This window comes from Stenotrophomonas indicatrix (genome assembly GCF_050573115.1).
Classification (GTDB): domain Bacteria; phylum Pseudomonadota; class Gammaproteobacteria; order Xanthomonadales; family Xanthomonadaceae; genus Stenotrophomonas; species Stenotrophomonas lactitubi_A.
This window is the reverse complement of record NZ_JBNYZT010000005.1, coordinates 131,226-144,145: the sequence shown is the minus strand read 5'-3', so window position 1 is coordinate 144,145 and position 12,920 is coordinate 131,226. Positions and strand designations below refer to the sequence as shown.

17 protein-coding genes are annotated in these 12,920 nt (G+C 66.6%); 3 read left to right on the top strand and 14 right to left on the bottom strand.

Annotated features, from left to right (window positions below):
• Positions 1 to 58 precede the first annotated feature (58 nt).
• Together yhbY and ACQ5SA_RS13420 are read left to right on the top strand one after the other, a co-directional pair.
• Positions 59 to 364 carry a ribosome assembly RNA-binding protein YhbY gene (gene yhbY, locus ACQ5SA_RS13425; protein WP_108266546.1) on the top strand — a complete coding sequence of 102 codons (306 nt, stop codon included), beginning with the start codon at positions 59 to 61 and terminating at the stop codon, positions 362 to 364.
• 12 nt (positions 365 to 376) lie between these two features.
• The gene (locus ACQ5SA_RS13420; protein ID WP_499314455.1) at positions 377 to 751 is read left to right on the top strand and encodes an Mth938-like domain-containing protein; all 375 of its coding nucleotides are present in this window, start codon (positions 377 to 379) and stop codon (positions 749 to 751) included.
• A 324-nt stretch (positions 752 to 1,075) separates the two neighbouring features.
• On the opposite strand, the gene ACQ5SA_RS13415 is transcribed toward ACQ5SA_RS13420, so the two are convergent.
• The 4 genes from ACQ5SA_RS13415 to surE are packed head-to-tail and all read right to left on the bottom strand — an operon-like array spanning position 1,076 to position 3,945.
• Positions 1,076 to 1,861 (bottom strand): peptidoglycan DD-metalloendopeptidase family protein, encoded by a 786-nt coding sequence (locus tag ACQ5SA_RS13415; protein WP_353099742.1) that lies wholly within the window; start codon positions 1,859 to 1,861, stop codon positions 1,076 to 1,078.
• Complete coding sequence (locus tag ACQ5SA_RS13410) at positions 1,858 to 2,472, bottom strand: YqaA family protein (RefSeq protein ID WP_230112971.1); 615 nt, start codon at positions 2,470 to 2,472, stop codon at positions 1,858 to 1,860. The genes ACQ5SA_RS13415 and ACQ5SA_RS13410 overlap by 4 nt, the downstream gene beginning before the upstream one ends.
• A 19-nt stretch (positions 2,473 to 2,491) precedes the next feature.
• On the bottom strand, positions 2,492 to 3,169 hold the full coding sequence (locus tag ACQ5SA_RS13405) for a protein-L-isoaspartate(D-aspartate) O-methyltransferase (protein ID WP_499314454.1): 678 nt from the start codon (positions 3,167 to 3,169) through the stop codon (positions 2,492 to 2,494).
• A complete protein-coding gene (gene surE / locus ACQ5SA_RS13400; protein WP_089240247.1) occupies positions 3,166 to 3,945 on the bottom strand; it encodes a 5'/3'-nucleotidase SurE in 780 nt (259 codons plus the stop codon). Before surE ends, ACQ5SA_RS13405 begins: the two co-directional genes overlap by 4 nt.
• 209 nt (positions 3,946 to 4,154) lie before the next feature.
• On the opposite strand from surE, the gene ACQ5SA_RS13395 reads away from it, so the two are divergent.
• On the top strand, positions 4,155 to 4,694 hold the full coding sequence (locus tag ACQ5SA_RS13395) for a Smr/MutS family protein (protein WP_099820096.1): 540 nt from the start codon (positions 4,155 to 4,157) through the stop codon (positions 4,692 to 4,694).
• A 271-nt stretch (positions 4,695 to 4,965) separates the two neighbouring features.
• On the opposite strand, the gene truD is transcribed toward ACQ5SA_RS13395, so the two are convergent.
• The 10 genes from truD to ACQ5SA_RS13345 form a co-directional block, all read right to left on the bottom strand.
• A complete protein-coding gene (gene truD, locus ACQ5SA_RS13390; RefSeq protein WP_312786310.1) occupies positions 4,966 to 5,997 on the bottom strand; it encodes a tRNA pseudouridine(13) synthase TruD in 1,032 nt (343 codons plus the stop codon).
• Positions 5,994 to 6,491 carry a 2-C-methyl-D-erythritol 2,4-cyclodiphosphate synthase gene (gene ispF / locus ACQ5SA_RS13385; RefSeq protein WP_089240241.1) on the bottom strand — a complete coding sequence of 166 codons (498 nt, stop codon included), beginning with the start codon at positions 6,489 to 6,491 and terminating at the stop codon, positions 5,994 to 5,996. The genes truD and ispF overlap by 4 nt, the downstream gene beginning before the upstream one ends.
• A gap of 34 nt (positions 6,492 to 6,525) precedes the next feature.
• Positions 6,526 to 7,224, bottom strand: a complete 699-nt coding sequence (gene ispD, locus ACQ5SA_RS13380) for a 2-C-methyl-D-erythritol 4-phosphate cytidylyltransferase (RefSeq protein ID WP_100464707.1) — start codon at positions 7,222 to 7,224, stop codon at positions 6,526 to 6,528.
• The gene (gene ftsB / locus ACQ5SA_RS13375) at positions 7,221 to 7,571 is read right to left on the bottom strand and encodes a cell division protein FtsB (protein WP_499314453.1); all 351 of its coding nucleotides are present in this window, start codon (positions 7,569 to 7,571) and stop codon (positions 7,221 to 7,223) included. Before ftsB ends, ispD begins: the two co-directional genes overlap by 4 nt.
• A 4-nt stretch (positions 7,572 to 7,575) precedes the next feature.
• Positions 7,576 to 8,868, bottom strand: a complete 1,293-nt coding sequence (gene eno / locus ACQ5SA_RS13370; protein WP_089240235.1) for a phosphopyruvate hydratase — start codon at positions 8,866 to 8,868, stop codon at positions 7,576 to 7,578.
• A 97-nt stretch (positions 8,869 to 8,965) separates the two neighbouring features.
• A complete protein-coding gene (locus ACQ5SA_RS13365) occupies positions 8,966 to 9,298 on the bottom strand; it encodes a hypothetical protein (protein ID WP_353099750.1) in 333 nt (110 codons plus the stop codon).
• Positions 9,298 to 9,645: a hypothetical protein gene (locus ACQ5SA_RS13360; RefSeq protein ID WP_353099751.1), complete on the bottom strand. Its 348-nt coding sequence runs from the start codon at positions 9,643 to 9,645 to the stop codon at positions 9,298 to 9,300. The genes ACQ5SA_RS13365 and ACQ5SA_RS13360 overlap by 1 nt, the downstream gene beginning before the upstream one ends.
• Entirely contained in the window at positions 9,642 to 10,472 is an 831-nt protein-coding gene (gene kdsA / locus ACQ5SA_RS13355; RefSeq protein WP_014036736.1) for a 3-deoxy-8-phosphooctulonate synthase, read from the bottom strand. The genes ACQ5SA_RS13360 and kdsA overlap by 4 nt, the downstream gene beginning before the upstream one ends.
• Before the next feature lie 88 nt (positions 10,473 to 10,560).
• Complete coding sequence (gene pyrG / locus ACQ5SA_RS13350) at positions 10,561 to 12,225, bottom strand: CTP synthase (RefSeq protein ID WP_230112977.1); 1,665 nt, start codon at positions 12,223 to 12,225, stop codon at positions 10,561 to 10,563.
• Between the two features lie 401 nt (positions 12,226 to 12,626).
• Positions 12,627 to 12,860 carry a hypothetical protein gene (locus ACQ5SA_RS13345; protein WP_089240228.1) on the bottom strand — a complete coding sequence of 78 codons (234 nt, stop codon included), beginning with the start codon at positions 12,858 to 12,860 and terminating at the stop codon, positions 12,627 to 12,629.
• Positions 12,861 to 12,920 lie beyond the last annotated feature (60 nt).

Sequence of the window (12,920 nt, the reverse complement as noted above, 5' to 3'; positions counted from 1 at the left end):
TAGGGGCTGAGGGGGTCGCCATGATACCCTGATCGTCCCATTCAACCGTGTTTTCTGCATGCCCACTGCCTTGACCCCTTCCCAGACCCGTTTCCTGCGCGGCCAAGCCCATGACCTGAAGGCCCTGCTGCAGATCGGCGGCAAGGGCGTCAGTCCGGCCTTCCTGACCGAGCTGAACGAAGTGCTGGAACGCCACGAACTGGTCAAGGTGAAGGTTGCCGCCGAAGACCGTGACGCCCGCGACGTAATGATCGGCGAGATCGTGCAGGCCACCGACAGTGCGCTGGTGCAGCGTATCGGCCATGTGGCCGTGCTGTATCGCCCGAGCAAGGAACACCGCCAGATCGTGCTGCCGCGCGGCTGATCGGCCCCTGCCATGCAGCTGAACCACGAACTGCCCGACTACGCCTACAGCCTGCGCGCCGCTGACGGTCGTTCGGCGCGGGTCAATGATCGCGTTCTGGGCAAGAGCTTCTTCCTGACCCCGGACCAGCTGGTCGAGCAGTGGCCGGTGACCGACGTCACGGCGCTGCAGGTGGCTGACCTGGAGCCGATCCTGGCACTGAAGCCGGCGTTGATACTGCTCGGCACCGGCGAGCGCCAGGCGTTCCCGCCGGCGGTTGTCTTGGCCGCCTGCCTGTCGCGTGGTATCGGCCTGGAAGTGATGAACAATCCGGCTGCCGCGCGCACCTTCAACATCCTTGCCGGCGAAGGCCGCAAGGTGGCGGCCGCCTTCATTCTGGAAGGCTGAGGCCTGAAGCCGCCGGGCATGGCCCGGCGCTCCCGCCCCTGGACCACACGTTGCGTGTAGCGCCCGAGATCATGCTCGGGCAGCGTCGTATCGCAGCAAAGAGCGGCCGAGCATGGCTCGGCGCTATAGGTGAGTTACGCCAGGCATGGCCCGGCGCTACCCGTATCTGCCCGCGCTAGCGCGCCGGCAGATACTGCTGCGGGTCGACCGGCTTGCCGTTGTAGCGGGTGAGCCGAGGGTGCTTGCGGCCCATGGGCCGCGCCCCCGGCGAACGCCCGGCGCGCTGCGCCGGGCCGGGGATCCGCCTGGAAGGCGGATGTGGAGTTACTTCGCCGGCAGATACTGCTGCGGGTCGACCGGCTTGCCGTTGTAGCGGATCTCGAAGTGCACCATGTCCCGGTTGGCGCCGGTACGGCCCATCTCGGCGATCTGCTCGCCGGCCTTCACGCTCTGCCCTTCATTGACCAGGCGCTTGCGGTTGTGGCCATAGGCCGACAGCCACTGGTCGCTGTGCTTGATGATGATCAGCTCGCCATAGCCGACCAGACCGGCGCCGGAATACACCACCACGCCATTGGCGGTAGCTTTCACCGGCGCGCCGCTGGTGCCGGCGATGTCTACGCCCTGCTTGGTCGCATCGCCGGCCACGTAGCGGCCCACGACTGCGCCGTCGGCCGGCCAGCGCCAAGCGATGTTGCTCTTGACCGGACCCGCCGGACCCGGCGTCGGCGCGGTGCTGCCGCCGGACGTGCTGCCACCCGGACGCGGCGCGGTGACCACGGTGGTCGGCGCACGGCCACCGCCGGAACCGGCCGGATACAGGCGGATCACCTGCCCCGGGTAAATCGTCGACGGATTGTCCAAATTGTTCCAGGCGATCAGGTCGGCCGGGGTGATGTCGTGGATGCGGGCCAGTGCGTAGATGGTGTCGCCCTTGCGCACAACCACGTTCTGCCCCGGCTTGGGCACTGACGTCTTCGGCGTGCTGACGCCACTGCCGCCGCTGCCACTGGGCCGGACCACGGTGGCGGTGCCACAGGCGGCCAGGGTGGATACCAGCAACGCCAGTGCGCCGATGCGCACTCCCTTGCTCAGACGATCTGCACTCATGCGAACTTCGACCTCCATACAAGCCAGGCGATCAGCACCACCACCAACGTGGTGGCGATCCAGCCCAGCGGTTCAATCCATCGGCGCAGCGCTGCTTCGGCGCGCGCACCACCGATACGGATGACCGCGGCCAGCACGAACACGCGCTTGCCACGACCGATCAACATGCTCAACAGGTACTGCGGCATCGGCACGCCGACGATACCCGATGCCCACGTGAAGACCTTCATCGGAATCGGCATGAAGCCGCCCAGCACCAGGAACGTGAACACCGCCCAGGGCGACTCCACCATCTTCGCCTGCACGGTAGCGATGCCCTGCTCGATCGCCGGCAGCATGCCCAGCGCCTCGAACACCGGCTTGACCGCTTCGAACGCGTAGTGACCCAGCGCGTAACCGATCACCGCGCCAACCATCGAGCCGGCCAGGCTGAGGGTGGCGAACCACCAGCCGCGCTTGGGCTGGGCCACGCACATCGGCGCCAACATCACTTCCGGCATCACCGGGAAGATGATGGCTTCGAAAAAGCTCAACACCATCAGATAGGTCGGCGCGCGCTCGTGCGCGGCCCACTTCATCGCCCGCTCGTACAGCGGCCCGAAAATTTTCATGCAACCCTGCTCCGTGGATTCAATCGAGCATGCCAGACAGCAGCGGCACGAAAGTGACCGGCGCCAGCACGCGTTGTTCGATGCTGCCGTCGTCCTTGCGGTCAAGCTGCACCAGCGACTGTGCGCCCGGCCCACCGACCGGGGCGACCAGGCGGCCACCTTCAGCCAGCTGCTCGACCAGGGCATCGACCAGGGCCGGTGCGGCAGCGGTGACCACGATGGCATCGAACGGACCATGCTCGGCCCAGCCGACACGCCCGTCGTCGTGCTTGGTGCGGATGTTCATGCCCAGCGCACGGAAACGCTTGCGCGCCTGCCGCAGCAGATCGCCGATGCGCTCGACGGTATAAACCTCAAGCCCCAGCGCACCGAGGACTGCAGCCTGGTAGCCCGAGCCAGTGCCCACTTCGAGCACCTTCTTCGGCGCCACCTGCAGCACGGCCTCGGTCATCCGCGCCACCACCCACGGCTGGGAAATGGTCTGGCCGTGGCCGATCGGCAGCGCGGTGTCTTCATACGCGCGGGAGGCCAGGGCCTCGTCGATGAACAGATGGCGCGGCACCACCCGGATCGCGTTCAGCGTCGACTCGTCGACGATGCCGGCTTCGCGCAGGCGGTCGACCAGGCGGTCGCGCACGCGCTGCGATGTCATGCCGATGCCGACCGCTTCCGGTTGCAGGCGCAAGCGCGGGCTCATGCCGGCTGGTCCAGCGCGGCGGTGAGGCCGCCGACCCAGCTGGCGACCTTTTCCAGCGCCTGGTAGCGGGTCAGGTCGACCTGGATCGGAGTGATCGAAATGTGGCCGGTGCGCACCGCATGGAAATCGGTACCCGGGCCGGAGTCCTGCTCGCGGCCGGCCGGACCGATCCAGTACACCTCGTTGCCGCGCGGGTCTTTCTGCGCGATGCAGCCTTCGGCGCGATGGCGGTTGCCCAGGCGGGTGACTTCGAAGCCTTTGACCTCGCTCCACGGCAGGTCCGGCACATTGACGTTGAGGATGGTGTCGGCCGGCAGCGGATCGGCCTTCAGCCGGGCAACGATCTCCACTGCGGCACGCGCCGCCGTCTCGAAATGCTTCGGGTCGTGGTTTCGGGTCACCAACGACACTGCGACAGCGGGCAGGCCGAGGAAACGACCTTCCATCGCCGCTGACACGGTGCCGGAATAGATCACGTCGTCGCCGAGATTGGCGGCATTGTTGATACCGGACACGACAATGTCAGGCTCGAATTCCAGCAAGCCGGTCAGCGCCAGGTGGACGCAATCGGTAGGCGTACCGGCCACCGACACGGTGTAGTGGTCGATGCGCTTGAGCCGGATCGGCAGATCCAGGGTCAGCGAATTGCTGGCGCCGGAGCGATCGCGGTCGGGTGCGACCACTGTCACTTCGTGCCCGGCCTCGCGCAGTACGGATGCCAGCATCCGGATGCCCGCCGCGTCGACACCGTCATCATTGCTGACCAGGATGCGCATCTTCGATTTAACCGCTTGATTTTCCAAGAATTCGATCCCGTCACCTTGCAGCGTGGGCGAAGCCGGCCAGTCTCCTACAAGGAGGCGGCGACTCCGCAAGTGCGCCGACTATTGTGCCGCAAGCGGGCGCTGGGTCCTACCCTGTCTGCGGTCACGGCCGACATCAAACGGTCATAGGCAGACCCGCGCAGGCGGTTTAACCTGTGCGCATGTCGCACCCTGAAGACGAAGATCCGGCTGCATTGTTCCGTGCAGCCATCGGCGAAGTGACGCCGCTGCGCAAGGAAGTGGAGCCCGCGCCTGCCGCGCCGCGCCCCAAGCCGCGCGCGCGCATGGCCGAGCGCGACGACGCCGAAGCTGCCGGAGAGTTCGCCCGGCTGCTGCGCGACAACGCTCCCCTCGAAGCGGGCGACGTTGCCAGCTACCGGCGCGACAACCTGCCACCCCGCCTGTTCCAGCGCTTGAAGCGCGGGCAGTACTCGGTGCAGGACGAACTGGATCTGCATGGCGCCACTGCCGCGCAGGCAGAGGCGATGCTGCGCCAGTTCCTGCTGGAGGCGCACGCCCACGAGTACGGCTGTGTGCGCATCATCCACGGCAAAGGTCTGCAGTCCGATGGCAGTGCGCCCGTGTTGAAGAACCTGGTGGACCGCCTTCTGCGCCTGCGCAACGACGTGCTGGCGTTCCATTCCGCCCCGACCGGGCAAGGCGGGACCGGCGCAGTGCTGGTGCTGCTGGCGCGACGCTGACGTTTTGCCGGTGGGATTCATCCACGCGGGGCGTGGATCTACTGACGGCCCATCCACGCGTGGCGTGGCTCTACTGACGACCCAGCCACGCATGGCGTGGCTCTACTGACGACCCATCCACGCGTGGCGTGGCTCTACTGACGGCCCATCCACGCGTGGCGTGGCTCTACTGACGACTCATCCACGCGTGGCGTGGCTCTACTGCGGCGAGCGGAGGAAAGTAGATCCACGCCATGCGTGGATGCTCTTCGCCCCCGCCCCCCATTTTCTTTCAAACCTGCGACGCGTCTTCGACCGGCCCGAGCTCGTGCAGGACGGCCGTGGCGTAGCAGCCCGGCGGCAGCGCGAAGGACAGCTCCAGTACGTCATCTGCCAGCCACTGGTGCTGCAGCAACGCCGGACGCAGCCGCAGCGCGCGCCGCTCCTGCTTCAGTCGCGCCTCTTCCAGGCCAACACGCAGCGCCTTGGATTCATCATCATCCAGCGCCGCCAGTTCCAGCTCGCGGGCGGCGTCACTGCTGCGCAGCTCACCCTCGCCCCACAGCGGGGCGCTGGGGTGGATGTCGAAGCGCGCCAAGCGCTCGGCCAGCACGTCGCTGTACGGCTCGGGACCGAACACGCTGCGGCTGCCATCCAGCATCCACACTTCACCCTGCAGCGGTTGATCCCAGCTGCCGTGCTCCACGCGTGCGGCCAGCACGCGGTTGAACAGCGCCGAACGGGCGGCCGACAACAGCAGCGAACGCTGGTCCTTGCGCATGCGGCGGCCACCGAACATCGCCAGCGCAGCCGGCACATTGCCGCCATCGCGACCGAAGCGCTGCTCGCCGAACCAGTTCGGCAGGCCGCGCATGGCGATCTGCTGCAGGCGCTCGTCGATTGCCGCAGCGTCACCCTGAACATCACGCAGCACCAGCTTGAAGCGGTTGCCCGCCAGCGCACCGCGCTGCAGCTTGCGGTTGTGCCAGGTGGACTCGATCACTTCGATCTCGTCACTGGCCAGTTCGGCCAGGTCCGGCGCAACGCGCTTGGGCAGATGCACGCTGAAACGCTGGGTAGTGACCGCGTTGCGATCCTTCATGCCGGCATAGCTGACCGCCATTTCCGGCAGGCCCGCCCACTTGGCCAGCACCTTGGCCACATGCACCGTGTTCGCGCCGCGCTTGCGGATATGCAGCAGCAGGTGTTCGCCTTCACCGGTGGCCTCGAAGGCCGGCAGTTCATCGACCTGGAAGTCTTCCGGCGTGGTGCGGATGCGCGCCTGCAGCAGCGGCGCGCCGAACGCGAGCGGCAACGGAATCATGCGGCCACCAGCAGAACGACGGCCTGCGCGGCGATGCCTTCGCCGCGGCCGGTGAAGCCCAGCTTCTCGGACGTGGTGGCCTTGACGCTGACCGCATCCAGCGGCAGCTGCAGCAGTTCACCGATGCGTTCACGCATGGCCAGAGCATGCGGGCCGACCTTGGGCCGCTCGCAGATCACGGTGATGTCGGTGTTGCCGACACGCCAGCCGCGCTCGCGCAGCAGACTGTCGCAGTGGCGCACGAACTCGCTGCTGTCCGCACCCTTCCAGCGGTCGTCGCTTGGCGGGAAGTGCTGGCCGATGTCACCCAGCGCGATCGCGCCGAGCATGGCGTCGCACAGCGCGTGCAGGATGACGTCGCCATCGCTGTGCGCAAGCACGCCGCAACTGTGCGGTACCGCGACGCCGCCGAGCATGATGTGGTCGCCTTCACCGAAGGCATGGACGTCGTAGCCCTGGCCGATACGGACGGGCGGGAACGGGGAGGTGCTCATGGATGCAGCCCTTGCAGCAGGGCCGCGCGGGCGGTCAGCCGGCGCGGCGGGAGAGTACGAATTCGAAACGATCGAGATCGGCCGGGGTGGTGACCTTGAAGTTGTCCTCGCTGCCTTCCACCAGCAGCGGGCGCTGGCCCTGGCGCTCCATGGCCATGGCATCGTCGGTGACGTCGACGCCGGCAGCAGCCGCTTCGGACAAGGCGCGGATCAGCTGGTGACGGCGGAACAGCTGCGGCGTCAGTGCGCGCCACAGGCGCTCACGCGGTTCGGTGCCATCGATGCCGCCATCGTCGCCAGCACGCTTCAGCGTGTCGCGCACCGGCGCGGCCAGAATGGCGCCGACGGGGTCGGTGCGCCCTACTTCCAGCAGGCGGCCAAGATCGGCCTGCGACAGGTTCGGACGCGCCGCATCGTGCACCAGCACGAATTCATCGGCACGCACACTGTCCGGCAGCGCCTGCAGCCCGGCCAGCACCGAGGCGGCGCGGGTGGCGCCACCGGTGCAGGTCAGCACCGGCTTGCCGGCCCATTCGGTCCAGCCAGGCCAGTCAGCATCGTCCGCGCCGATCACCACCATCGCCCCGGCCACGGCCGGATGTGCCAGCAGCGTGTCCAGGGTATGGGCGAGCAGCGTCTGCCCGCCCGCCTGCAGGTACTGCTTGGGCAACGGCGCACCAAAACGCGTGCCGCGCCCCGCCGCCGGAACAACCACCCAGATCGCCGCGCTCATGGCACGTCCGCCGGATGGTCACCGGCCTGGGCCGTGATCGGCGCAGGCTGCGCCGGACGCGTTGGTGCATCTTCCACGACGCGATAGAACTTCTCGCCGGGCTTGATCATGCCCAGCTCGCTGCGCGCGCGTTCTTCGATGGCGGACTGGCCTTCCTTGAGGTCCTTCACTTCGGCAGCAAGCGCATCGTTGCGCTGCTGCAGACCGTCATTGTCCCGCTCCTGGTTGGCGACCTGGGCTTCGAGCATCATCACTTCACCCGAATTGCCCGGGCCGAACCAGAAACGGTACTGCAGCCATGCCAGCAGCAGGGCCAGCAACAACAGCAGCCAGCGCCAGTCGCGCATCGGCTCAGCGCTTCAGCGACACGAACGCGTCACGACCCGCGTAACGCGCGCCGGCACCGAGGGCTTCCTCGATGCGCAGCAGCTGGTTGTACTTGGCCACGCGATCGCTGCGGCACAGCGAACCGGTCTTGATCTGGGTGGCGGTGGTGGCCACCGAGATATCGGCGATGGTGGTGTCTTCGGTTTCGCCCGAACGGTGCGAGACCACGGCGGCGTAACCGGCACGGTCAGCCATGGCGATCGCTTCCAGGGTTTCGCTGAGGGTGCCGATCTGGTTGACCTTGATCAGGATCGCGTTGGCGGTGCCCGAATCGATGCCTTCCTGGAAGATCTTCGGATTGGTGACAAACAGGTCGTCGCCGACCAGCTGCACCTTCTTGCCGATGCGATCGGTCAGCAGCTTCCAGCCTGCCCAGTCGTTCTCGGCCAGACCATCTTCGATGGTGATGATCGGGTACTGCGCGGCCCAGTCGGCGAGGAAGTCGACGAACTGTTCGGAGGTCAGGCGCTTGTTCTCGCCGACCAGGTTGTACTTGCCGTTCTCGAAGAATTCGCTGGAGGCCACGTCCAGGCCCAGCAGCACGTCTTCACCGGCGGTGTAGCCGGCCTTGCCGATGGCTTCGAGGATGGTGTCCAGCGCTTCGACGTTGCTGCGGAAGTCCGGCGCGAAGCCGCCTTCGTCGCCCACCGCCGTGCTCAGGCCGTGGCCCTTCAGCACCGACTTCAGCGAATGGAAGATTTCGGTGCCGGCACGCAGCGCTTCGGAGAACGAGGTGAAGCCGACCGGCAGCACCATGAACTCCTGGAAATCGACGTTGTTGTCGGCGTGCGCGCCGCCGTTGATGATGTTCATCATCGGCACCGGCAGCGACGGGGTCGCGCCGGTCTTGCTGGCCAGGTACTGCCACAGTGCCTGCTTGCTGGAGGCAGCGGCGGCGTGCGCGGCGGCCATGGAAACACCCAGCAGTGCGTTGGCGCCCAGGCGGCCCTTGTTCTCGGTGCCATCCAGATCGATCAGGCGACGGTCCAGGCCGGCCTGGTCGGTAGCCTCGAAGCCCTTCAGCGCGTTGGCGATGGCGCCGTTGACGTTGTCGACGGCCTTGCGCACGCCCTTGCCGAGGTAACGGGTCTTGTCGCCGTCACGCAGCTCCACCGCCTCCTTGGTGCCGGTCGATGCGCCGGAGGGAACCGCGGCGCGACCGAACGAACCGTCCTCCAGGGTGACTTCGGCTTCCAGCGTGGGGTTGCCACGGCTGTCGAGGATTTCACGGGCATGGATGCTGCGGATCGTACTCATGGTCGGGCCGGTTACCTGTATGGAGAGGGGGCGACAAAAACGAATGCCGCGTGATTATCCCCGGCTACCCCTCACTTGCCAAATGGCCTGAGTGGCATCAGCCCCAACTGGACCCGATCACGATCATCACCAGCGACACCAGCATCACCAGCAGCGCACCGGCAATGGCCGCGCATACCGGCCCGCGTCCCCGTCGCCAGGCCATCACCATCGCGACCAGGCTGCCCATGAAAGACAGCACCAGCGTGACCAATGCGCCCAGCATCCAGTACTGCATGGCCTGCACGCCGTTGTTGCCATCCCCCGGGGGACGGAAGCTGGCGGCAAAGGCCAGCACGCCAAGCAGCAAGGCGCCCCAGGCGAGCACGGACAGCAACAGCGCGATCAGGCCCCAGGGCCGGCTGCGCGAGGGTTCGGCCGTCGTATTCATCAAAGCAGATCGTGCAGCAGGATGCCCGCCCACAGCGACAGCAGGACCATCGCCAGTGCAGCGGTGACCCTGCCCCGGTTCAGACGCCAGCCGAGCACCGCGGCGAAAAACCCTGCGGAAATGGTCAGCACTTCGGCCACCGCCAAGGCGATGACGAAGGGCATCAGGTTCACTACCGGGCCGCCGGCGCTGGACGGGCGCATACCGGCACCGAACAGCATGCCAATGGCGAATACGCCCGATACCGAGAGCAGGGCCAGACCGAGTGCGATCGGGCCCCACGGCCACCGCCGCCACTGCCGGCGACGACGCTGGATCTCCAGCGCCGCCTGCGGGTGCTGACTCACGCGAAGCGCGAGAAGCCGTGCTTCTTTGTCACCGCATCGAGCTCCATCAGGGTCTCGAGCAGGGCTTCCATCTGGTCCAGCGGCCACGCATTGGGGCCATCGGACAGTGCCTTGGACGGGTCCGGATGGGTCTCGGCAAACAGGCCGGAGATGCCCACGGCGACTGCGGCACGGGCCAGGACCGGCACATGCTCGCGCTGGCCACCGGAACTGGTGCCCTGCCCGCCCGGCAGCTGCACCGAATGGGTGGCGTCGAACACCACCGGGCAGCCGGTATCGCGCATCACCGCCAGCGAACGCATGTCGCTGACCAGGTTGTTGTAACCGAAGCTGGCGCCACGCTCGCAGACCATGATCTGCTCGTTGCCGGTGGCCTTGGCCTTCTCGACGACAGGCTTCATGTCCCACGGCGCCAGGAACTGGCCCTTCTTGATGTTGACCGGCTTGCCGGCCGAGCACACCTTGCGGATGAAGTCGGTCTGGCGGACCAGGAACGCCGGGGTCTGCAGCACGTCCACCACCGAGGCCACTTCGTCCATCGGGGTGTACTCGTGCACGTCGGTCAGCACCGGCACGCCGATCTGCTTCTTGACCTCGGCCAGCACCTTCAGGCCCTCTTCCATGCCCGGGCCACGGAAGGCCGTGCCGGAGGTACGGTTGGCCTTGTCGAAGCTGGACTTGAAGATGAAGTTCACACCGAGCTTGTCGGTCACTTCCTTCAGCTTGCCGGCGGTATCCAGCTGCAGCTGCATCGACTCGATCACGCAGGGGCCGGCGATCAGGAACAGGGGCTGGTCCAGCCCGACCTCGAATCCACACAGTTTCATGGCGTTTCCTTGTTGTCCGCTACACCGGCAGTGCCGGTGCGCTGGGGTTGAAGCGAGCAAGATGGGGGCCGGCGGCCCCCATGACAAGTCAGGCGCGCACTTCCTGCAGCAGCTTGCCACCGGCCTTGCGCTCGCGCGCGGCACGGATGAAGCCGATGAACAGCGGGTGGCCATCACGCGGGGTGGACAGGAATTCCGGGTGCGCCTGGCAGGCCAGGAACCACGGATGCTGGTCGCGCGGCAGTTCAACCACTTCCACCAGGGTGTCGTCCATCGACTTGCCGGCGATCACCAGGCCTGCGTCTTCCAGCTGGGTGCGGTAGCGGTTGTTGAACTCGTAGCGGTGGCGGTGGCGCTCGGAGACCACGTCCTTGCCGTACAGCTCGCGGGCCAGCGTGCCCGGCTTCAGGCGCTGCTCCTGCAGACCCAGGCGCATGGTGCCGCCCAGGTCGCTCTTGTCGTCACGCTTTTCCACGTCGCCGGTGGCGGTGCGCCATTCGGTGATCAGGCCGATCACCGGGTTCGGCGACTGGCGGTCGTTCTCGGTGCTGTTGGCGTCTTCCAGGCCCACAACGTGGCGCGCGTAGTCGACCACGGCAGCCTGCATGCCGTAGCAGATGCCGAAGTACGGAACCTTCTGCTCACGGGCGTACTGCGAGGTGAGCACCTTGCCTTCGAAACCACGGTCGCCGAAACCACCCGGCACCAGGATGCCGTCGACATCGGCCAGCGCCGACATGTCGCTGCCTTCCAGGTCCTGCGCTTCCAGCCACTTCAGGGTGACCTTGGTGCGCTGGCGCAGGCCACCGTGCTTGAGCGCCTCGCCGACCGACTTGTAGGCGTCCTGATGGTCGATGTACTTGCCGACCACCGCGATGGTCACCGCATCCAGCGGATGCAGGGTGGCATCGACGGCGTCTTCCCACATCGACAGGTCGGCCGGGCCGGCCTTGTCGGCCAGCTTCAGCTGGTTGATGACGATCTCGTCCAGGCCCTGTGCGTGCAGGCCCATCGGAATGCGGTACAGCACATCGACGTCGGGCACGCTGATCACCGCGCGCTCGGAGACGTTGGTGAACTGGGCGATCTTGCGACGCTCCGAATCCGGCACCGGCTGTTCCGAGCGGCACAGCAGTACGTCCGGCTGGATGCCGATCGAGCGCAGTTCCTTCACCGAGTGCTGGGTCGGCTTGGTCTTCAGCTCACCCGCAGCGGCGATGTACGGCACCAGGGTGAGGTGCATGAACAGTGCCTTTTCCGGGCCACGCTCGGTGCGCACCTGGCGGATCGCCTCCAGGAACGGCAGCGACTCGATGTCACCGACGGTGCCGCCGATCTCCACCAGGGCCACGTCGAAGCCCTCGGTGGCTTCGTCCATGCAGCGACGGATCTCATCGGTGATGTGCGGAATGACCTGCACGGTCGCGCCCAGGTAGTCGCCGCGGCGCTCCTTGCGGATCACTTCTTCGTAGATGCGGCCGGTGGTGACCGAGTTCTTGCGGCTCAGGCGGGTGCGCACGAAGCGCTCGTAGTGGCCCAGGTCGAGATCGGTTTCGGCGCCGTCGTCGGTGACATACACCTCACCGTGCTGGAACGGGCTCATGGTGCCCGGATCGACGTTGATGTACGGATCGAGCTTCATCATCGTGACCTTCAGGCCACGCGCTTCGAGAATGGCGGCCAGTGACGCGGCGGCAATACCTTTGCCGAGCGAGGACACCACGCCGCCGGTTACGAAAATCAAGGGAGTCATGGCTGCAAGCATCCTGTCTGGAAATGGAAAACGGCAGCGCCACGCCTGCCCGGGGGGCGGGCGTGGAGCAGAAAGGGGGTTTTCCGGTTCGCTGGAGCAGCGAGGGAGGTGCGGGCCCGGCCGGCGCCAGGCGCCAACGGGGAACCACCCTGCGAGGTCGGGGCGGCCGTGCCGGTCACTTCGACCGTCACCTGCGACCCGCTTTGCTGGAGGCCACGCTTGGCCGTGCCAGCCCATTCGCAAATGGTGGACACGCACTTACTCCCGGAAAGCCATAGTTTACAGATAGATGGCCGCCAACCCAAGGGGCAGATGACGCCATCGGCAAAAAGAAACGCCCCGCTGGGCGGGGCGTTCAAGGCTGAAACCCTTGTGGCAAGGGCTTCGGAGGGGCAGAAGAATTACTTCTTCTTGCGTGCCTCTTCCTCTTCTTCCTGCTGCGGCACCGGCTGGCCCTTGGCCTTCATCTCGGCATTGGCCTGCGCGCGGCGCTTGGCCTTGGCGTCGGCTTCGGACTGCGCCTTGTCGGCCTGGTCACCCTGCTGCGGAGCAGGCTGGCCGGCGTTCTGCGCCAACACCATCGGCACTGCAACAGCGGCGGCAGCCAGGATCGCAATGGTCAGCAACTTCTTCATGGAGTCCTCCTCGCGGTATGGCTCGGATATGGGGGGCGCCGGTGTTCGGTTCCAGCGCCT